The 19,778-nt window shown below is 37.6% G+C and carries 21 protein-coding genes; 14 read left to right on the forward strand and 7 right to left on the reverse strand.

From position 1 onward, the window contains the following. Positions 1-67: 67 nt before the first annotated feature. From F7732_RS03585 to F7732_RS03600, 5 genes are all read left to right on the forward strand, one after another. A complete protein-coding gene (locus F7732_RS03585; protein ID WP_151572280.1) occupies positions 68-598 on the forward strand; it encodes a ClbS/DfsB family four-helix bundle protein in 531 nt (176 codons plus the stop codon). A gap of 574 nt (positions 599-1,172) precedes the next feature. Beyond that, on the forward strand, positions 1,173-1,346 hold the full coding sequence (locus F7732_RS22525) for a hypothetical protein (protein WP_161598831.1): 174 nt from the start codon (positions 1,173-1,175) through the stop codon (positions 1,344-1,346). Positions 1,347-1,776: 430 nt separating this feature from the next. After that, the gene (locus tag F7732_RS03590) at positions 1,777-2,910 is read left to right on the forward strand and encodes an endospore germination permease (RefSeq protein ID WP_151572620.1); all 1,134 of its coding nucleotides are present in this window, start codon (positions 1,777-1,779) and stop codon (positions 2,908-2,910) included. Then, positions 2,873-4,333, forward strand: a complete 1,461-nt coding sequence (locus F7732_RS03595; RefSeq protein ID WP_240056513.1) for a spore germination protein — start codon at positions 2,873-2,875, stop codon at positions 4,331-4,333. The genes F7732_RS03590 and F7732_RS03595 overlap by 38 nt, the downstream gene beginning before the upstream one ends. Then, on the forward strand, positions 4,330-5,484 hold the full coding sequence (locus tag F7732_RS03600; RefSeq protein ID WP_151572281.1) for a Ger(x)C family spore germination protein: 1,155 nt from the start codon (positions 4,330-4,332) through the stop codon (positions 5,482-5,484). Before F7732_RS03595 ends, F7732_RS03600 begins: the two co-directional genes overlap by 4 nt. 86 nt (positions 5,485-5,570) lie before the next feature. On the opposite strand, the gene F7732_RS03605 is transcribed toward F7732_RS03600, so the two are convergent. The 3 genes from F7732_RS03605 to F7732_RS03615 all read right to left on the reverse strand — a co-directional run bounded on the left by F7732_RS03605 (position 5,571) and on the right by F7732_RS03615 (position 7,622). Beyond that, positions 5,571-6,218, reverse strand: a complete 648-nt coding sequence (locus F7732_RS03605) for a DUF1796 family putative cysteine peptidase (RefSeq protein WP_151572282.1) — start codon at positions 6,216-6,218, stop codon at positions 5,571-5,573. A gap of 107 nt (positions 6,219-6,325) precedes the next feature. Then, on the reverse strand, positions 6,326-7,141 hold the full coding sequence (locus tag F7732_RS03610) for a cytochrome c oxidase assembly protein (protein ID WP_151572283.1): 816 nt from the start codon (positions 7,139-7,141) through the stop codon (positions 6,326-6,328). Further along, positions 7,128-7,622, reverse strand: coding sequence for a DUF2243 domain-containing protein (locus F7732_RS03615; RefSeq protein WP_151572284.1), 495 nt, complete (start codon positions 7,620-7,622; stop codon positions 7,128-7,130). The genes F7732_RS03610 and F7732_RS03615 overlap by 14 nt, the downstream gene beginning before the upstream one ends. Before the next feature lie 262 nt (positions 7,623-7,884). Here F7732_RS03615 and F7732_RS03620 point away from each other — a divergent pair, with 262 nt between their 5' ends. The 3 genes from F7732_RS03620 to F7732_RS03630 all read left to right on the forward strand — a co-directional run bounded on the left by F7732_RS03620 (position 7,885) and on the right by F7732_RS03630 (position 11,176). Beyond that, the gene (locus F7732_RS03620; protein ID WP_151572285.1) at positions 7,885-8,097 is read left to right on the forward strand and encodes a hypothetical protein; all 213 of its coding nucleotides are present in this window, start codon (positions 7,885-7,887) and stop codon (positions 8,095-8,097) included. A 136-nt stretch (positions 8,098-8,233) separates the two neighbouring features. Further along, entirely contained in the window at positions 8,234-8,824 is a 591-nt protein-coding gene (locus tag F7732_RS03625) for a hypothetical protein (RefSeq protein WP_151572286.1), read from the forward strand. Positions 8,825-9,250: 426 nt separating this feature from the next. Beyond that, positions 9,251-11,176, forward strand: coding sequence for an endonuclease MutS2 (locus tag F7732_RS03630; protein ID WP_151572287.1), 1,926 nt, complete (start codon positions 9,251-9,253; stop codon positions 11,174-11,176). A 21-nt stretch (positions 11,177-11,197) separates the two neighbouring features. Here F7732_RS03630 and F7732_RS03635 read toward each other — a convergent pair whose 3' ends face one another. Further along, positions 11,198-11,716 carry a phosphoribosylanthranilate isomerase gene (locus F7732_RS03635; protein WP_151572288.1) on the reverse strand — a complete coding sequence of 173 codons (519 nt, stop codon included), beginning with the start codon at positions 11,714-11,716 and terminating at the stop codon, positions 11,198-11,200. Positions 11,717-11,870: 154 nt separating this feature from the next. Here F7732_RS03635 and F7732_RS03640 point away from each other — a divergent pair, with 154 nt between their 5' ends. Continuing rightward, positions 11,871-12,086: a hypothetical protein gene (locus tag F7732_RS03640; protein WP_240056514.1), complete on the forward strand. Its 216-nt coding sequence runs from the start codon at positions 11,871-11,873 to the stop codon at positions 12,084-12,086. 165 nt (positions 12,087-12,251) lie between these two features. Here the strand turns inward: F7732_RS03640 and F7732_RS03645 are convergent, their stop codons facing one another. Beyond that, positions 12,252-12,887 carry a cupin domain-containing protein gene (locus tag F7732_RS03645; RefSeq protein ID WP_151572289.1) on the reverse strand — a complete coding sequence of 212 codons (636 nt, stop codon included), beginning with the start codon at positions 12,885-12,887 and terminating at the stop codon, positions 12,252-12,254. Positions 12,888-13,010: 123 nt separating this feature from the next. Here F7732_RS03645 and F7732_RS03650 point away from each other — a divergent pair, with 123 nt between their 5' ends. The 4 genes from F7732_RS03650 to selB all read left to right on the forward strand — a co-directional run bounded on the left by F7732_RS03650 (position 13,011) and on the right by selB (position 17,535). Further along, the gene (locus F7732_RS03650; RefSeq protein WP_151572290.1) at positions 13,011-13,913 is read left to right on the forward strand and encodes an acetamidase/formamidase family protein; all 903 of its coding nucleotides are present in this window, start codon (positions 13,011-13,013) and stop codon (positions 13,911-13,913) included. Between the two features lie 212 nt (positions 13,914-14,125). Then, positions 14,126-14,848 carry a YwaF family protein gene (locus tag F7732_RS03655; protein ID WP_151572291.1) on the forward strand — a complete coding sequence of 241 codons (723 nt, stop codon included), beginning with the start codon at positions 14,126-14,128 and terminating at the stop codon, positions 14,846-14,848. After that, the gene (locus F7732_RS03660; RefSeq protein ID WP_151572292.1) at positions 14,845-15,624 is read left to right on the forward strand and encodes an acetate and sugar kinases/Hsc70/actin family protein; all 780 of its coding nucleotides are present in this window, start codon (positions 14,845-14,847) and stop codon (positions 15,622-15,624) included. Before F7732_RS03655 ends, F7732_RS03660 begins: the two co-directional genes overlap by 4 nt. Positions 15,625-15,654: 30 nt before the next feature. After that, a complete protein-coding gene (selB, locus tag F7732_RS03665) occupies positions 15,655-17,535 on the forward strand; it encodes a selenocysteine-specific translation elongation factor (protein WP_151572293.1) in 1,881 nt (626 codons plus the stop codon). A gap of 50 nt (positions 17,536-17,585) precedes the next feature. Here selB and F7732_RS03670 read toward each other — a convergent pair whose 3' ends face one another. Continuing rightward, a complete protein-coding gene (locus tag F7732_RS03670) occupies positions 17,586-17,792 on the reverse strand; it encodes a hypothetical protein (protein WP_151572294.1) in 207 nt (68 codons plus the stop codon). A gap of 37 nt (positions 17,793-17,829) precedes the next feature. Then, positions 17,830-18,135: a hypothetical protein gene (locus F7732_RS03675; protein ID WP_192912985.1), complete on the reverse strand. Its 306-nt coding sequence runs from the start codon at positions 18,133-18,135 to the stop codon at positions 17,830-17,832. Between the two features lie 338 nt (positions 18,136-18,473). Between F7732_RS03675 and F7732_RS03680 the strand changes: the two genes are divergently transcribed. After that, positions 18,474-19,457: an LLM class flavin-dependent oxidoreductase gene (locus tag F7732_RS03680; RefSeq protein ID WP_151572295.1), complete on the forward strand. Its 984-nt coding sequence runs from the start codon at positions 18,474-18,476 to the stop codon at positions 19,455-19,457. The last annotated feature ends 321 nt before the right edge of the window (positions 19,458-19,778 follow it).

Raw genomic sequence — 19,778 nt, forward strand, 5'->3', positions numbered from 1 at the left:
AATGGCACAAATTATTACCAATAAAAAGGTACAATGGAAGGAGAGAAATAAAAGGAGGAGAGGTTCAATGGCCAGACCGCAAAATAAAGAAGACCTAATCCAGGCGAGCAATGATCATTTCGCTGAACTATTTCAACGTATTCAGTCAATCCCAGAACCACTGAGAACAAACGAATTCGAATTTCCAGGGTTAAATCGTTCGATTCGTGATCTGATCTGCCATCTGCATGAATGGCATTTGTTCTTAGAAAATTGGTATACGACCGGAATGAATGGGGAAAAACCCGCTATGCCCGCAGAAGGATATACATGGAGAACCACACCTGATTTGAACCGATCCATTCAGGAGAAATATTCGAGAACCGAATTATCTGTCGGGATCGACTTAGTAAAAGAAAGTCATGAACGAATGATGGAACTCATTGAATCTCATACAAATGAAGAGCTTTTTACAAAGAAGTATTACAAATGGCCAGGCACAAGCTCACTCGGAGCCTATTTTGTTTCGAACACCTCCAGTCACTATGTTTGGGCCAATAAAATCATTAAAAAATATGAAAATCATTTGAAAAGAAACAAAGTCAGTCACAAGAATTAGCGATATTTACGTTAATTAAAGAATAAGGAAGAAAGTAAGATAGAAAGAAAGGCAGAGTAATCCCCGAAAAGCCGGTCATGAAGAGAGTTGGGGAAGGAGAACGGCAGAGTAATTCCCGAAATGCCGGACTTCAATAGAGTTGAGGAAGGCTAGAGGCAGAGTACTTCCCGAAATGCTGGTCATTAATAGAGTTGGGGAAAGAGAACGCCGAAGTAATTCCCGAAAAGCCGGTCATCGATAAAGTTGGGGAAGGAGAACGGGGAAGTAATTCCTGAAATGCCAGTCATCAATAGAATTGGGGAAGGAGAAAGGCAGAGTACTTCCCGAAAAGCCGGTCATCAAGAAAGTTGGGGAAGGAGAGAGGCAGAGTACTTCCTGAATTGCCGACCATTAAAAGAGCTGGGGAACAAGAAACACAGATGCACACCATTTTTTAGAAAAACACTTCATATGAAAATATGTGAATAATACAAGATCCATCCGACATAGGCATGAAATAAAGACACCGTTTTCCCTTTAATGCAGGTTGCCTGCACTTTTCTGTATGAAAGGAGCTGGAGTGTTGAGGCGAAGGATGGATCATCGTATTCTTGTGGCTGTCTGCTGTGTTATTTTTGTCCTTTTAATCGTAAACGTAATCATGAACACAAAGGTGTATTTTGTATATAGTACTGGATTAGGAACGATTCTGCTGATGGGCACATTGATTGCAGGAGTAACCTTACTAATTTATAAAAGTTTAAAATAAAAATATTATGTTAACTATTAGAGGCTGGGACATAAGTAACTAACACAACTATTGAACCGAATGGTAAGGAAGGTCATCTTTCTAATCATTCGGTTTTTTATTTATAATTATAAAATATATTTTATTTACATGAGTGAAATGGAGCGGAGGGCCCTCGACTCCTGCGGGCTGCAGAGCAAAAGGTGAGACCCCGCAGGAACGAAGTGACGAGGAGGCTCAGCTTGCTCCCCGCGGAAAGCGAGGGTCCGCAGCGCAATGGAACGGTCTTGATAAAATACCGAAACTAAGACATTGAATATTCGTGTTTTAGAAATATTAATTTCGTTTTGTCCCAGCCTCTTTTTCTTTTTTAGTTACCATACACGTGTTCATATTATGCAAACCTCTGGGAATAATATTTTCATCTAAGATGAAGTTGGTGAAAAACAGAGTGCAGAACCTCATTAAGGTATTAATTCCTAGGCAAATATTACTTCTTTTAATCCTTTCAACAGGTTTACTAAACCACGTAATTCTTATACCAAACCTCCTGTCTGCTTCTGGTAGGGATAGTTGGATCAGTGTAATCGTTGCTTATCCTATTTCAATATTATTTTTATTGTTGGTTCATTATATTGTAAAAAACACTCCTTCTAACGGTTTTTTTTCTTATATTAGTGAACAAATAGGGAAGCCATTTTCTATCTTCCTTTCAATTCCCGTCATTGTATATTTACTTATAAGCTCATTTATAACGTTACAAGATTTTATAATATGGTTAAATGTATATTTTTTAGCAGATTCCTCACTCTTTATGATTACGTCTGTTTTAATTCTTGCATGTTTCCTGTTCACATTTGTCGGTATTAAGCAAATGGCGATATCCAGTGGATTCCTGCTTCCCTTTGTGATGTTATTAGGTATTATGATTGCTTTAATTAACACGGACATTAAGGATCCCAGTTTATTATTCCCAGTATTATCTAATGGTCTTACACCTATATTAAAAGGTGTGGTTTACTCACTTGCAGGGCTGCTCGAAATTTATCTCATTATTTTACTGCTGCCATTTTCACAAGAACCCATTCGATTTAGACACTTGTTTATTTTGTTAACACTTCTTACTGGATTAACCTTGGGACCTCTAACTGCATCAATTATGGAGTTCGGTCCTACAGAGGCAGAAAATTATCAGTATCCCGCTTATGAACAATGGAGAGTATTAAATATTGGTGAATTTATAAATCATTTAGATTTTTTTGCTCTCTTCCAGTGGCTGAGCGGAGCAGTCATTCGAGTGGGATTATTAATGTATTTACTAGGTTTATTCATTAGTAACAACCTAAATCATTACAGATTAAACAATAAGCTCGTGGCATTCATATATAGTATTTTATTTTGTTTGCTGGTGTTCATTAAAGTTGATTCACAGGTCATAAACAATTTTATTTATACATACTTTTTGCCGGCCTGTTGTATCTTTTTTGCAATTTATATCCTGGTTTCTTCGATGCTAATATTCGTACTGAAAAAAAGAGGTGAACATTTTGACAAAATTAACAAGCACCAGACAAACAGAACATGACAACCCAGCCAAAAAAACAGAGAAACTTAAAGATGTATTTATAAAGAGCGAGGATGTCCAATTTAAAGAGCATAAAGTGAATTTGGAGACTCTTACATTAATTTATATTGAAAGCTTAATTAATCCAAATGATTTAGATCAATATATTCTCCCTAAATTAGGCGAGAACTTGAATAAATCTGTAAAAGAAAACCTTCTTGCTTCTTTTCAAGCAGAAGATATTACATCAAAGACAAATGAGGAATTATCTAATTGCCTTCTTGAAGGAAAAACATTATTTCAATTAGAAGATGTCATCTTATGCTTAAACACTGCAAACATGCCGAATAGGCAGCCGGAAGAATCTGCAGTTGAAACTTCTATTCGGGGACCAAAGGATGGATTTGTAGAAGATATTAAAATAAATATTTCTTTAGTCAGGCGAAGACTTAATACACCTACTTTATGTTTGGAGAAATTTAACATTGGACGGAGAAGTAACACTAAGGTTGCTATTATGTATCTTGAAGATGTAATTGATCCAATAGTTCTAGAGGAAATACGTTCCCGTCTAAATAAGGTTCAGCTAGATATTTTAATTAATATTTATGACCTTGAATCATTTATAAGAGATAAACCGTTTTCCATTTTTCCAACCATAGACTATACAGGCAGGCCTGACTTTATTGCTCATGCCTTAAATCAAGGAAGATTCGCTTTGTTGGTAGACGGTAATCCAACCGTTTCGTACGCGCCAATTAGCTTGTTATTGCAAACAAAGTCACCTGAAGATATGTATAATAATTTTGCATACGTATCTTTGGAAAGAATCATACGTTTTTTTGGTGTCATCGTCACAGGTTTCTTACCTGGAATTTGGGTGGCGTTCTCTGCCTTTAATATTGATCAAATTCCATATTTTCTTGTTGCAACTATTTCTGTATCTCGTTTTGGTATCCCTTTTTCAGCAACCATAGAAATGTTTATTGTATTGTTTTTATTTGAACTTTTCAATGAAGCTGGTATTCGACTTCCAAGAGCTATTGGACAAACAGTTGCTGTATTAGGGGGGTTAATTGTAGGAGATGCTGCTATTCGCGCAGGGTTAACTTCTCCTACAATGCTGGTTGTTGCAGCAATTACTTATATTTCTTCTTTCACTCTTGTCAATCAATCTTTAACTTCGGCATTTACTATCATTCGATTTTTTATATTGCTGTTAAGTACATTGTTTGGCTTATTTGGCGTCATACTTGGATTCATTATTACGATCTTATATTTATCTACTCTAACATCCTTTGGTGTGCCATACCTTGGATCACTTGCTCCTATTAGCGGGACAGAAGCATTAAAAGCTTTCTTAAAATTACCAAGACAATTGAATAGAAGAAGAACTTCTGAAACTAGTCCCGAAGATTCATCAAGAGGCGGAACTTCTTCATGAAAATTAGGCTGTTGACTTTTTTTAGCATCTGCTGTCTATTTCTCACAAGTTGTTCAGGGTTAAAGAATATTCAAGATTTGACCTATATTGTAGCAATTGGACTGGATTATGACGAAGTAAAGCAGGAATATAAGGCATACATTCAATCCATTAATTTTGCAAATGTGGCAAAGCAGGAAGGGGCAAAGTCGATAGAGCCAATCCCATCTTTTATTGCTACAGCAACAGGCGAAACATTAAATCTAGCGGTCAGTAAGCTATATAAAAAATCTAAACCGCCTCTATTTTTCGGACATACATTATCACTCGTTTTAAGTGAAAACCTTGTAAAAAATAAATTTGATGAAGTCATTACAGAAATCGGGCGAAACCGATCATTAAGACCTACACTTAGATTATTAGTTGCCAAAGAAAATATAGAAGAAATTTTAAATACGAAAGCATTATTTAATTATCCTTCAGTATATTCGGTCATCTATAAGCATAGTTCAGAACAAATTTCCCAAAATGAAATTACCCCAATCTTATTGATGGATTTCTTAAGAGATTATTATGAGCCAATGGGGACCGCGAAACTTCCAAGTGTTAAAATTGATCAAGATACTTGGAAGGCGGAACAAAACTATCCTGTTCTATATTTCGATGGTTACACTGTATTTCAAAATCAAGAATATATAACTACACTTGCTTTTAAAGATGCCTTTTTGGCGAATTGGCTATTGGAAGACAATATCATTTTCGATCACAAAGTAGAAAAAAACGGACAACTTTTAGCTGCAATAAGCCTGACTCTTTCAAAATTTAAAATTAAATTTCAAAAGAGTGAACAATCACCGGCTTTTTCAATAGAAGTGTCCGTGCAGGGAGATTTACTAGAGAAAATTAAAGATATACCCACGGAAGAATTAATTAACCTTATTGAGAAAGATCTCGAAAAGAGGATCACTGAACTATATGATTTCGGGGTCGAAAACAATATGGATATACTTAATACCGGTGTTAAATGGTATAGAAACCATCCTAAGAAGTTCAAAGAATTAAACGATTTAAATAGCTTTTACCTAGAAAAAGATTCTTTGACTGCTGTAAAAGTAGATGTTCAAATTGTTAATCAGAATACTTATAAATATGATCTGAAATCATCACAATGATGAATTAATCTTAATTGAGTGCATAAATGGCCCGAACAATCAGACAGAAATCAATGAATACTTTTGCTGATTGTCGGGTGATCCGTTTATTGTTCCAATGAAACCCCACTCAATACATAATCCCATATCTCTTGATTTGTCGGCTCATTTGGCACCTCAACCACACATACATGCTGCAGTCCCCAATCAACTTCCGTAATTTCAGTTAGTCCATTTACAGGGTAAAGCAGGAGGATTCTGAAATCGCCTGTTACAAAATCCTTTAATACCTTTTCAAGCTGTGCTGCTCCTTCATAATCACCAAACCAGCGCACCAGCAGAACCCGATTTCCTGTATGAATTTTATGAAGATACCGTTCTACCCGTCTTTCTTTCTTTTCTTTAAAAGAATCATAGCCTAGGGTCCAGTCATTTTGATCGTTGACGGGGAAATCATGAACAGAGAGGACGTCATAAATTTCATCTTTAAGAAAATAAGACTTTCTGAATTGATCTACACCATCTTCCATGTACCCGCCAACCTCATCCATTAACTTCATGTTGCTATGCTCCATAAACCCTCGAAAACGATGCTCAAATAACTTGCTAACATTTACAAGCGAACTTGAAACACTCCAATCTAAAGGCCCGGAAAACGATCTTAAACCTAGCCGCTTTAATTCCATAGCTGGATTACAAGCATTCCCAATACTCACAATAACATCATAAGTACCTTTTATATCCAGTAACTTCATTCATCTCATCCTTTTACGTCATTAATACTATAGTAAACGCTCAAAATCACTGAATGGTTTGGACAAACTGGTAAAAATCATTATATCTATAATGGATGGATCTTCCTCTACTGATTTATAGCAATTTTTATTCGGGGTCGAGCTGATTTAAACCATTGCATACAAAGGATATAGATGATCATAACATCAATGATGTCTCCACCATAAAACATCACCATGCCGCCAAGTTCTGCCTGATCAGCAGGCACTCCATTCGGCGGATTTCCATAAATGAACTTAGATAAAATCCCATGGCCAGCTAACGCAGCAACAAATACAACTGCCCGGTATATAAATGAAGTTCGATGGAAAATCGGATCGATATAAATCATTGAGATGGTAAATAGATATCCAGCTGCAAATACGTGAAAATGAATGATTAGATGCATAAGAATATTCTTGTGCATTAGGGAGTATAGATCGGTTGTGTACAGGATCCATAATCCTCCAACATTAAGAAGGGAGGCAATAACCGGATTCGTCACCATTCGTGATGGCCAGCTTTTTAACAGCTTAGAAAAACTTCTTGCTAGGGGCACGCTGAGTGTCCGCAATATTAGTGTCACCGGCGCAGCCATCGCCATGAGCAAAGGCGCTAACATCCCCAATAATAAATGGCCAAACATGTGAGCGGTAAAATCGGTATGTGCACGAATGGCTAAAGGTCCTGCTACTGAAATGACAGCGAAAAAAACGCCTAAAATCCAGCAAACAGGACGATAGATGGGCCATGGCTTGTCCTTTTTGCTTGAAACTACAACAGCAAGGATATACAGCACCAAACCCAGCACAAACGGCAAGGCTAAGAGCAGCTGAGGCAGTATGCCAACTGTATGTTCAATGTGAGCAGCCTCTGAATGATGGATGTGATTAAGAATGTTCATGTGAAACATCCTTACCATATCGTTGTCTGTTTCTAGTTCGAACAGCAAGAATCATCCCAAATAGGATCATTACAATTGCTATTATGTTCCAAGTTAGATCATAAATAATGACATTGTCTACATAACGAATCTGGTGCAAACGCATTAATTTATGCTGTATAATTCCATCATATAACTGGAAGCCACCGGCACCGATCAATACTCCTGCCCACCACCTCATCATCCATAAGCCGTTCCGCCGGCGAAGATCAGCGAACATAAACAAGCTTCCAATGGTCGCGAACCAGCTAAACGCATGAAAAAAACCGTCTGAAATCAGTCCAATATCGGTCGTAGACTTATCATAAAAGTGATGCCAGCGCAGCAGTTGATGAAAAACGGTCTCATCGATAAATCCGGCTAAACCAATTCCGAATAGAATGCCAGACCAAAGATTTCGCTTTGCATAAGCAAATCGTTCTTTATTTTCGTTTTGAACCATCTTTTTCTCCTTAGAAATGTTTTGTTTAAATAAGATAAGTGTTGCCTTCATTTAAAACAGATAAACAAATGATTTTTTAAGTGTGAAAAAAGAAGGGAGAGGATCGGAAAGTGTAAGGTTCTGTGAAATAACTTCCTGTTTTTCTCTTAATTTAAGAAGGATGTGTTATCCTTGATGAGAAGCTTTATTTTCCTGCATACAGACAAGAGTCTAAAACTTAATTATTTGAATATTTCGATATAAAGTGATTAGGAGGAAAACAATGGAGAGATTTGATTTCAGCTTCAAAAATAAATATGTAAGATGGTGGTTTATCATCGTGCTGCCACTTATCATTTTATCCGCATTTTTAATTTATATTTTACCAAATGAGCATAATTGGATAACTTCACTTCTTACACCAATTGGCGTCATTCTCTTTTTTATATGGGTATGGTTTGATAAAAGGAAAAATAATAAAAGCCAATCACACTAAGGAAAGTGTGAGGCAGGGACCCCTTTTAATCTATTTACTTTTCTGGATGATCAATTTGCAAATGATTACAGTTGAGTTTTGCTGGAAAGTTCGTGATATTATTTATCTATAATTAAATCTGTAGGTGGGCTGAAGAATGTTTTCAGATAATCAATTACGGGATCTGATAGCAGGAAAAATAATCGGAGACATATTTCCTTATGATACAAAAGATGAAAAGGAAATTAAGGAACATATAAGAAGATTATATTACCGAATCAAACGAATTCACAATGTAGAATGTGAAGCTGAGTGGGATCATTTTGGCAGCGGGTATGCATCGTTTGTTGAGTTTTTCTGTTACAGCAATGATGAAGTTAAAACTATTCATGAAAGCAATGGTGTACGCGAGGAAGAAGTAACGGGAATTATTATCGATATCAGCACCCTGGCACCAGTCGCCATTATGGGGGAAGATATTCGATATAGAAGGATCAGTACCGAGACAAATGAAAGGGTTGGCTGGAGCTGTGGAACTCTCCTTGATGGTCTTAATTCCTTGTCTGTGAACGAAGAATATCAATCGGTCGGCGCCCAATTAAAACATGCACTAAAAGAGTATGATTATGAGATTTTACATGGAAGAGAGATGAAAAGATTTCTTCCTTTTCAAGTGAAAATTCCTACCATTTATCGTAATCGCGGGAATTATTTCGTCATGGATGCTATTTTTTATTGGGAGGATTAAGCTGCTTTTTTATACAATCAGTTGACATACAACCTTTAACAAAGTATTCTTACTATATAAATTGCAGCCCTTTTAAAGGAGATTATTTTATGAGTGTGAATGTTCTTAACTAACCGTTAACTGGATACGGCCTTGAATGCGTAAAAAAACAGGATGATGCCTGTTTATTCAGTATGCGCTCTTCAAGGAAGTTAAGAACACACTTCATAGCATAGAGAACGGGTAACGGAGCTATGGCGTGTTTGCTGTAGTTTTTTTTGCGTGCATTTTTTGTGGGGATGTAGCACTTCTGTCTCTTTCTGATGCATAAGATTACCGCAAACATTGCCAGATATATTACCCAGCATCATGCCGTCATGAACTTGTTGTTCATGGCGGTTTTTTTTATTTTTAGGGCTGCAATCAACACTTAAGGAGGAACAAAAATTGAATCAGCAAACATTTGATGTATTAGGATATTACGACATTCTTGAAGAGATAGCTTTATATGCGAAAACCACTCTAGGGAAAAATACAGTTCGTGCTACTGTGCCAATACACCATAAACGACAAATTGAACAGCAGCTTCGTGAGGTGGAGGAAGGGGTCCGGATTTTGAATATTTCCAGCTCTGTTCCGATTCATACACTAGATGAAATGCAGCTTTATTTGGAGCAGGCAAAGAAAGGTTTGTATATACGTGCCGATCAGTTTACCTTTATACTTTCGTTTTTACAGCATTGCACGAAGCTTAAACAGTTTATGAAGGATAAAGAATATGCCGCTCCTCATGTGAGTTTGTATGCGATGTCGATTCCAGAGGTGAAAGAATTGGATGACGAAATACAAAGAGTGATTCGCCACTCACAGGTGGATGATTATGCTTCAAGCGATTTGGCCTATTTGCGGAGGCAGTTAGCTATTCTGAAGGAAAAAATTAAAGATAAAGCACACCAGCTTGTCAAATCGAAGCGATTTGCGAATATGCTGCAGGATACGTTGATTGCAGAAAGAAATGGGCGTCTGGCACTTTCAGTAAAGAGAGAATATCGCTCCAAAGTTCAAGGGCAGGTGCTGGATACGTCAGCTTCTGGTGCTACTTTATTTATTGAACCAGCTGAACTGGGCAGCATTCAATCAGAAATTGAACTTTTAGCCATCGCTGAAGAGCAGGAAACAGAACGAATTCTATATGAGTTGACCGAAAAATTGCTTTCCTATGAGCAGACAATACGAATGGCGATTGAAACGATGCACCATTATGATGTGTTATTTGCTAAAGCACAGTTTAGCCGCAAAATGAAATGTGCTGCACCGATTTTAACAGAAGACTTCACCATTGATCTTAAAGAAGCGCGTCATCCCATGCTTGGTGAAAAAGCCGTACCCTTATCGTTATCCTTTGGTGAATCACATCATGCATTAGTCATTACAGGGCCAAATACTGGCGGTAAGACGGTCACACTAAAAACAATCGGTCTTTTAACCCTGATGGCACAAAGCGGTCTGCCAATTCCAGCAAAAGAAGGAAGCAGGATCAGCATATTTCATCATATTTTTGTCGATATCGGCGACGGGCAGAGCATAGAGCAAAATTTAAGTACATTTAGTTCTCGATTAGTCAACATCATTGAGATTTTACAAAATACAAATGATCGTTCACTTGTACTACTTGACGAATTAGGTTCTGGTACTGATCCAGGTGAAGGCATGGCTCTGGCGATCGTGATTCTAGAGCAGCTCTACAAAAAAGGAGCAACCTTACTTGCGACGACACATTATAGTGAGATGAAGGAGTTTGCGGATGCTGCGGAAGGTTTTATAAACGCCACGATGGAGTTTGATCTTGAGACATTGCAGCCAACGTACCGCCTTCTTTTGGGGCAAAGCGGAAGAAGCCAAGCATTTCAGATTGCCAATAAGCTTGGACTCCATCCGCAGCTGATTGAAAAAGCCCATCTTTTAACATACAAACAATCTCACAGTTATACCAATGAACAAAACTTAAAAGAAGCTCAATATGAAAAACAGATTGTAATCAACAAATATGCGCGGCAAACTTCTGAGTCACCCAAGCCCAAAAAAGAGCAAGTGCCAGCTTTTAAAATGGGAGACAATGTAAAACTAACTGAAACAGATGAACTTGGCATCATCTATAAGGGACCAGATTCGGGGGGACAGTATATTGTTCAGGTGCAAAAAGAAAAGCGTTCCATTAACCAGAAAAGGCTAAAGCTATATATAAGAGCTGAAGAGCTGTATCCTGAAGATTATGATTTTGATATTATTTTCAAATCAAAGGAGTACCGCAAAGTCAGCCATCAGCAGAAGAAAAAGCATGTGGAGGATGTATGGCTGGAAGGGGAGGAATAGATCATCAAAAAGACAGCTCAGTTAATCTGAGCTGTTTTTATCACTATGCAAGATAGATTTTAAGTACTTAATCTTTTCAATATCTTTATGATTATTTTGTTCAGCACGATAGCTATCCTTTGATGAAGATTCATAGACCTGTAAATATTGATGGGGATTTAATAAATAGTATTTTACACCATTGGCTTGCTGAACCTCTAAAGTATTAAGTGCAATTCCCGCAAAGTTTGGCAGTGTATCAATTATGCCAAACTCTATTGATTGTCCATTTTTTGAGAATTCATGTTCATGCAAGTCAATTAACGTATATCCCGATGATTCCATTATTTTCACAATTTTTTCCCACTTAAAAATAGAATGTTCAGGAGGAACTTCCCATCCTCTTGAATCACCTGGGACATGGATATCCAAGTCTTCTGCATTCCAGCTTTTTTCTGTAACGAGTTCTAATCCAACAGACCCCATTAAAAGAGGGATCGTGCCAATATCATTTAGTTTTTTAGTGATTTGTATAAATTCATCTATTTTTTGGTTTTTCAACTGCCATGCACTCCAATTTAATTATCAATAGTGTTAATTGGGAATATTCTAACATAATTTCCCTTATAATTCTTTTATAGAATGCATTAATTCAAGTGAGTTTAAAAAATTTACAAATAATGTTAGACTAAAACAAGATAAGGAGGGAGAAACCTTGATCAATAAAAAACGAAATCTTCTGATCGCCATTATCGGCACTATCGCCATTTTTACAGTAGCAGGAATACTGTTTACTAAAATTTATCAAAATCATCTAAAAAATGAAGCCATTATTGAAGAGTGTTTTGAAAACTTTGATGAGGTAGGAGAGGTTGTCTTAGAAAAAGATAGTTTTTTGTCTGAGGTTTCTTGTGAAAAAGGTGATCGTTAAAGATTTCAGGGCTGATGGGTAATATGTTGATATTAAATGAGCTCATGGTTTAGGTGACAGCCATTGAGCGCCTATATATTATTTGAAATTAAAAGGATGTTCCTCATACAGGAGCATCCTTTTCTTGATTACAAGTTTAACGGTTTTTTAATAGCTACTTCTGATTTAATAAAATCCCCTATAATACTGCGGATAATATTGCTGATGATATGGCTGCTGGTGCATTTGTGTATGTGAGTTGTGAGCAGGTTGCTGCACCGGTTCACGTTGGCTGCAATTGATTGGGGGACCTATTATTGTCGATTCCTTAATTGGAGCTACTGTGTTTTTCCATTGATTTTCATCAAGACAATAGGTGTGTGCCATAATTTGAGCCGGAGTAAGTCTTAATAAATCAGACCCCAATACAAATTCTGGTGTCGGAGCATCAAAAATAGCCAAGAGATGGGTATTGGCTGCTTCTGCAACCTCATAATGCCACCAGCCTTGCGGGACATTTGCAACTTTTCCGGGCGTTATTCTGTAATTTTGAATTTGTTTTGTAAAAGGGTTCAGCATCGAAACGATTGCAGATCCAGAAATGCAATAAACGAGTTCGGCTGCGTTTTGATGAATATGAGGCTCAACGACATTGTTTGGACTTAAGAAAATATCAAGTAAAGACAAATTCTCCAATGTATTAAGCTGAGCAGTGCCTAACACATTAATGTAATTGTTTCGATCTTTTGTAAATAGCCGGCTTTTATTCATGTCAAAACTAAAATTTGTATTAGGAGACGTATAATCCATATAAGAGACCATTTTTGCACCTGTCTTTCTTTCCCTGTTTTTCGTGTTTATTTTATGAGTAAAGACTACTTTCTGTGCAAGTACCCAATTTTACGATAAAATAAATGTAAAAATATTTCGTCAATAGGAGGATATATGATGCATTCTTTAACGAGAGAAAATCATTTAATCTATGAATTTAATAAACTGAATACTCCTGTATTAAAGGTGAAATCAGGAGAAACCGTAACAATTGAGACGTATGACTGTTTTGAGGATCAAATCACTTCAGAGGATACTCCAATTGCTGAACTGGATTGGGACCGCATCAATCCGGCAACTGGCCCTATATTTGTTGAAGGAGCACAACCGGGGGATATGCTGAAGGTAAAGATCGACAAATTAGAAATCAGCAGTCAGGGAGTTATGCTGACGGGTCCCAATTTAGGAGTTCTCGGACATCGGTTAGAAAAGATGGAAGCGAAAATTCTTCCCGTTAAAGATGATCATGTGCAATTTGATGAAATTCAAATTCCTTTAAATAAGATGATTGGCGTTATTGGCGTGGCTCCTGCAGAAGGTGGAGTGAACTGCGGAACACCTGGTGCTCATGGCGGCAATATGGATAATAAAATGATCACAGAGGGAGCGACTCTTTATTTTCCTGTTTCTGCAGAAGGCGCATTATTTGCACTTGGAGATTTTCATGCGGCAATGGGTGATGGAGAGGTGAGCGTATCCGGTATTGAGGTAGCGGGTAAAGCAACGATTACTTTAGAAGTCGTCAAAAATGCAAATTTCTCATTTCCTCTATTAGAAAATGAAGATTTATTTTCATTAATTGTATCGGCTAAAACGCTGGATGAAGCTGCAAAGCTTGGAACTGAAATGATGGCTGATGTCATTTCTGCACAATCTGGAAAAAGCATGAGTGAAACTGTTATGCTGTTAAGCGCAGCTGCACAAGTTGAGGTTTGTCAAATCGTTGATCCATTAATGACAATACGCATAAATGTGCCCAAATGGCTTGTTGAACAATTAAAAATTAGTTTGATTTGATCATAATAATATTATGTAAACTAACGTTTCGTTTCTGATAAAAGTCATTCTTGATTATAGCTGCAACATACTTTTAATAAAGCAGTGAACGTAAAATGAAGGTTTCGTGACAGATTATAAACAATTAAGAAACATAGAGAAGAAACAGCAGGAGAAGTAAGGGATATATCCAATATACTATACAAAAGCTTAGAGATTAAGGGGTCAGGAGAATGGACGGTATATTCGGGAATCATTATGAGGCATACCCTTTTATAGCTTATTCGGCTTCACATATTTTTATGGTGCTGTTTTTAGTAATTGGCATAGTAGCGTTATATTTTTTTCGTGCAAAATTGAGGAAGTATGATAAAGGAATCAGGCTTTCTTTCTTTGTCATTTTATTTACACTTGAAGCAGGTTATCATTTTTGGCTATATTCAACAAATCAGTGGGAGAGCTCGATTGCCCTGCCGCTTCAGCTATGTTCGATCAGTTTGATTCTTTGTTTAATTTTACATCTCACGAAATCTAAAATAATGTTTCAATTTGTCTATTTTCTTGGTGTAGCGGGAGCTTTAATGGCTATGTTAACGCCTGAACTGTTTTTAGGTTATCCGCACTTTCGCTATTTTCAATTTTTTATCACCCATATTTTTATTATCTTAACAAGCTTTTACTTTATCTTTGTTTTAAAATATAAGCCTACCGTAAAAGGCTTAGTACGTTCTTTTATCTTTTTAAATATTTGTGCAGCAGTCGCCTACTATGCGAACAAACTGACAGGCGGGAATTATATGTTTTTATCCTATAAGCCATCCAACGGATCCTTACTTGATTACTTTGGTCCATATCCATGGTATATTCTAGTTTTAGAAGCAGCAGCCTTAATATTCTTCGCTGTCATCCTGCTTCCTTTTTATGCATTACAACAAAAAGCGAGGGATAAATCATGAATAAGTTGGGAATCGATGCTGGAGCGACTTTTATTAAATTGGCCTATGAAGAACATGGAAATATACATTTTAAAAGATATCCTATTCAGGAAGCAGATTCTCTTTATAACTGGATAAAGATGTTGTCTCCTCATGCAGATATTGTTCTGACTGGCGGAGGAGCCGCGGAGCTTAAAAGGAACTATTTTCCGGATGGTGAAACAATTGATGAGTTTTCAGCTGCAGCAGCGGGGGCAAAAATACTGCATCAAATACCGGAACCTTCTCTTTTGATTAGTATAGGCACAGGGACTTCCATTTTGCATGTTGAAAAAGGAACAGCCAAACGTGTTTCAGGTACGGCAATGGGTGGAGGAACCTTTCTTGGTCTGGGAAAGTTATTAACTGGAAAAACCGTTTATAAAGATCTTGTAGATCTTGCATTTAAAGGGGATCGTAAAGAAGCTGACCTTTTAGTCAGTGATGTATATGATGGACAGGATCAGGCACCGCTTTTAGGTGAGTTGTCTGCCAGTAATTTCGCAAAGGCATTTAACGATGATATAAATGAAAGTGCTAAAATGGCAGCGCTTGTTAATATGATCGCTGAAACGATCTATTTGCTTGTTCTGGCTGGTTCAGGGCAGCAGAAGCTTCCGATGGTGTTTATTGGAGCAGGTGCTTCTAATCCTGCATTACGGAAACAGCTTGAAATGTATGCAGAAATGTTCGATTATAAAAGTATATTCATTGAAAATGGTGAATACAGCGGTGCTGTTGGAGCATTGTATTTTTAAACTTTACATATTGGTAAGCAGGTGGCAGCATTGAAGAGATTTTTTACAATTGGAATGGCAGGTCATATTGATCATGGAAAAACAACGTTAACAAAAGCATTAACAAATGTGGACACGGACCGGCTAAAAGAGGAGAAAGAGAGACAAATTTCGATTGAACTTGGCTTTGCTCCTTTATATGAGGACGATGAACTGCAGATTTCTGTAATTGATGTTCCAGGTCATGAGCGTTTTATTCGGCAAATGATAGCCGGTGTAGCGGGCATTGATCTTGTTGTGCTCGTTGTTGCAGCAGATGAAGGCGTGATGCCGCAGACTAGAGAGCATCTTGAAATACTTGGTTTCCTTGGTATTAAACAAGGGATTGTTGCAATTACGAAAATGGATCGCGTTGAGGAAGAGTTTATAGAGCTTGTACAGGATGATATTAGAGAAGAGCTGGTTGGAACTGTCTTTGAAGGTGCACCTTTCATGTTAACGGATAGTCTATCTTTAAAAGGCATTGCAGCTCTGAAAGAAAAGATTATCTGTACACTGAAAGAACAGGATACACGTGATGTTAAAGGTGAATTTCGTCTTCCGATTGATCAGGTGTTTTCTGTTAAAGGACAGGGGACCGTAGTACGAGGGACGGTTTATGAAGGAGCAGTGGAGGAGGGGCGATCACTTACCATCTTGCCAAAGGGCTTAGAAGTACGTGCCCGTCAGCTTCAGGTTCATCATAAGCAGGCATCAGCAGCATTTGCTGGACAGCGAGTGGCAATTAATCTGGCTGGAGCTGCAAAAGAAGAGATTCAGCGGGGAGATGTTCTTGTTTCTTCAGAGCATTTTGCAGTGACACGCACGATTGATGTGAGTATGAAGGTTGTTGAAGATTTGGAATATATGGTGAAACAGCGGATGCCGATTAAATGTCATATTGGTACCGCAGAAGTGATGGGCCGGATTGTCTTTTTTGATCGAAATGATCTGACAGAAGAGCGTGAGGAGGTCCTATGTCAGCTTCGACTCGATAATGAGATTGTGGCCAAAAGAGGAGATCGCTTCGTTTTAAGAAGACCAAGTCCTCAAGAGACTATTGGGGGCGGATGGGTGATTGATCCTATTGGCCGAAAATATCGATTTGGTCTAGCTACAATTGAGGAACTGGATAAGAAAAAGATCGGCACACCAGAACAGCGAATCATTGATGTACTAACAGAAGAGAAATGTTTGTCTGTGGGGGAGCTGGTTCTGAAGACTTCATTAGATGAAGGAACGATAAAAGATTTACTCCAAAACGAGCCTTTTGTCCAGGTAAACAAAAGTGATTACACGCTGAAAAAACTGCAGCTCCTCATTGAGGAAGAAATCTATGATCAACTTAACGATTTTCACCAGATGCATCCTTTAAAGCAAGGATTGAAAAAGGCAGAACTGCTGCAGTCTCTTCAGAATCACTATCCGAAAGCATTGCTTGAATTTGTAATAAATAAAGGGGAAGAAACAGGGCTTTTTATCCGCAATGGCCAGTTTATCCGTCATCAGCATTTTAATCCTCATGTGCCATCAAACTGGCAGAAGAGGACAGAGAACATGCTGCTGTCACTGCAAAAGGATGGATTGCAGGTTGCTTATTTTACTGACTATTACAATGCTGCAGGATTGCCGGATCATTTACAGGGAGACTTAAAGAAGTTCCTCAAGGATTCAGGTGAAATTGTTCCATTGGATGATGTTTTTTACTTGCATGGAATTCACTTCAGAGATGCAGTTGAAAGGCTTAAACAACAAACAGCTGATGTGTTTGATGTCGGAGAGGCGAAAGAAATCCTAGGCCTTTCCCGGAAATATATGATTCCTTTCCTGGAGCGACTGGATACATTGGGAATGACTTATCGGGAAGAAAATAAAAGAGTCTGGAAAAAGTAATTGTACCTGAGCTGGGGAATAGGTCTCCAGCTTTTTTCATTGTGCTTTAACTAATGGTTTTCATCTGTTTTTTTAGGCGTGGCTCTCTTTTTATAAATGACATGCACAACGTTAATAATCACCAGCAGCAATGAACCTGACATGGCACCAAGTATATAGGCTAGGCTAGGACTTACGATTGAGCTTCCAATGATACTGCCGATCAGTACCATTAGCGCTGCTTGACTTGGTCTCCATTGTGACTTTTTCTTCTTCATTTTAAGTACCCCCTTCTTATTATACTTTCAATATTTGTTAATCTTGCTGATCAGTAAATATCTTTAATGCTCCTAACAGGATGACGACTGGAAATATTACGTAAACAAATCTTAAAACGGGTATCTCTAAAATAGTACTAATGAATAAGAAAGGAAGTCCGATCATTGTAGTTACTGATAAAAACTTCGTATAGCGTATCGCTGAATTTGATACTTCAGGTTCTTCTTGGTACATCCACCGTTTTCCAACTAACATGCTTTCTTCAGGTTCCAAATACATCCAAATTAGAAAACCGTATACTGGAACCGATATGACAACGGTGAAAAAAATGGTTGTAAACATAATGTCCTCCTATGATGATCTTTGTACTATATCCTCGCTTTACTGTACGTTTTACTTTATATAAAGGTTTCCAATTATCTGAAAATGTTATAACCATATCAAAATATATACGGTTTTTTTCTTCTTCAAACAATATATTTTACAACTAATATTGTTTATTAGATGATAAAAGAAAGAATAAAATTACCATGCACCAGATTAAAAGATATCTAATAACTCTCATTATGGGAAAACTAGTACTTCAGCACATTGTGATCATAACGAAAAAAATATATATCAGAAGGTTTTTTTAAATAAGTAATCTTCTTTTTACATTCATTTAAGAAAAGAGGAAAGGCATGAAGTTAAGTGTTTTGGATCAATCAGTATTAAGCAGCGGCAGTACAGCACAAGAAACATTGCAAAATACAACAGCATTAGCAAAGCTGTCAGAACAGCTGGGGTTTGTGCGATTTTGGGTAGCGGAGCACCATAATACTGATGGGATAGCAGGCACATCTCCTGAGATCCTTATTACTCATCTTGCCGCACATACCAAAAAAATCAAGATAGGTTCTGGAGGTGTATTACTGCCTCAATATAGTCCCTTTAAAGTAGCAGAGAATTTTAAGGTTCTCGAGTCCTTATATCCGGGACGTATCGATTTGGGAATAGGACGTTCACCTGGCGGAAATGCAGAAACGAGGCTCGCATTAACGGACGGAATACGCAAAAGCTTGAATGAATTTCCCCGTCAAGTGAGGGATCTGCAGGATTATTTACAGAAGCAGCAAAAGTTAAATAGTGAAGAAGTATTAGCATATCCACTTACCAAAACAGTCCCTGATCTGTGGCTGCTTGGTATTACCCACAGAGGAGCAAGACTCGCAGCAGAATATGGAACAGCCTTTACATTTGGCCATTTTATTTCACCAGTAAATGGGAAACGAGCCATAGAGTATTATTACAAACATTTTCAGTCATCCCCGCGTCTCGACAAACCTAAAGCAAATATATGTATTTTCGTTATTTGTGCCAATACCCAAGAGGAAGCTGAGGAAATGGCGTTAAGTCAGGATATGTGGCTGTTATCGATCGCTAAAGGAGAAAGCACGAAAATTTTAAGTCCAGAAGAAGCAAGGCGAAAAGTGCTTACACCTGAAGATTATTCGATCATAAAAGAAAACAGAAAACGAATGGTTATCGGGACAAAAGACAAAGTCCGAGAACAACTCTTACGGCTTAGCGAACTGTATCAAACAGAAGAATTCATGATTATTTGCAATGTTTATTCCTTTGAAGATAAAGTGAAAAGCTACAAACTAACAGCCGAATTGTTTTGACAAATCTTTTATTTGTGGGATTCAAATTCAACTAGTTATTCCATTGTGCTTCGCACTCTCGCTTTCCAAGGGGAGGAAGCCGGCCTGCTCTGCAAGCCTGAGGATCTCATCATATGCCCTTTTCACTCCGGAGTCGAGTGTCCTCGGCTCCATCACATCCTTTTTAAAATTAGGATCCTTTTCTGTTAATGAGGACTGCCACAAATAATCATTTACCAAAAATTTCACCCGAAAATGTTTCATAAATAATCGATCATTTGCCATTTGATTTTACTGTCGTTTTTTGTTTTATAGGTCTTTTTAATTATATACAGTGGTATT

The sequence above is a fragment of the Bacillus mesophilum genome (genome assembly GCF_008923265.1).
Taxonomy (GTDB): domain Bacteria; phylum Bacillota; class Bacilli; order Bacillales; family Cytobacillaceae; genus Cytobacillus; species Cytobacillus mesophilum.

Excerpts from the sequence above, each read along its gene's own strand:
- F7732_RS03585 (WP_151572280.1), top strand. The coding sequence starts at position 68 with ATGGCCAGACCGCAAAATAAAGAAGACCTAATCCAGGCGAGCAATGAT.
- F7732_RS22525 (WP_161598831.1), top strand. The coding sequence starts at position 1,173 with ATGGATCATCGTATTCTTGTGGCTGTCTGCTGTGTTATTTTTGTCCTT.
- F7732_RS03600 (WP_151572281.1), top strand. The coding sequence starts at position 4,330 with ATGAAAATTAGGCTGTTGACTTTTTTTAGCATCTGCTGTCTATTTCTC.
- F7732_RS03605 (WP_151572282.1), bottom strand. The coding sequence starts at position 6,218 with ATGAAGTTACTGGATATAAAAGGTACTTATGATGTTATTGTGAGTATT.
- F7732_RS03610 (WP_151572283.1), bottom strand. The coding sequence starts at position 7,141 with ATGAACATTCTTAATCACATCCATCATTCAGAGGCTGCTCACATTGAA.
- F7732_RS03615 (WP_151572284.1), bottom strand. The coding sequence starts at position 7,622 with ATGGTTCAAAACGAAAATAAAGAACGATTTGCTTATGCAAAGCGAAAT.
- F7732_RS03620 (WP_151572285.1), top strand. The coding sequence starts at position 7,885 with ATGGAGAGATTTGATTTCAGCTTCAAAAATAAATATGTAAGATGGTGG.
- F7732_RS03625 (WP_151572286.1), top strand. The coding sequence starts at position 8,234 with ATGTTTTCAGATAATCAATTACGGGATCTGATAGCAGGAAAAATAATC.
- F7732_RS03645 (WP_151572289.1), bottom strand. The coding sequence starts at position 12,887 with ATGGTCTCTTATATGGATTATACGTCTCCTAATACAAATTTTAGTTTT.
- F7732_RS03650 (WP_151572290.1), top strand. The coding sequence starts at position 13,011 with ATGATGCATTCTTTAACGAGAGAAAATCATTTAATCTATGAATTTAAT.
- F7732_RS03655 (WP_151572291.1), top strand. The coding sequence starts at position 14,126 with ATGGACGGTATATTCGGGAATCATTATGAGGCATACCCTTTTATAGCT.
- F7732_RS03660 (WP_151572292.1), top strand. The coding sequence starts at position 14,845 with ATGAATAAGTTGGGAATCGATGCTGGAGCGACTTTTATTAAATTGGCC.
- F7732_RS03670 (WP_151572294.1), bottom strand. The coding sequence starts at position 17,792 with ATGAAGAAGAAAAAGTCACAATGGAGACCAAGTCAAGCAGCGCTAATG.
- F7732_RS03675 (WP_192912985.1), bottom strand. The coding sequence starts at position 18,135 with ATGTTTACAACCATTTTTTTCACCGTTGTCATATCGGTTCCAGTATAC.
- F7732_RS03680 (WP_151572295.1), top strand. The coding sequence starts at position 18,474 with ATGAAGTTAAGTGTTTTGGATCAATCAGTATTAAGCAGCGGCAGTACA.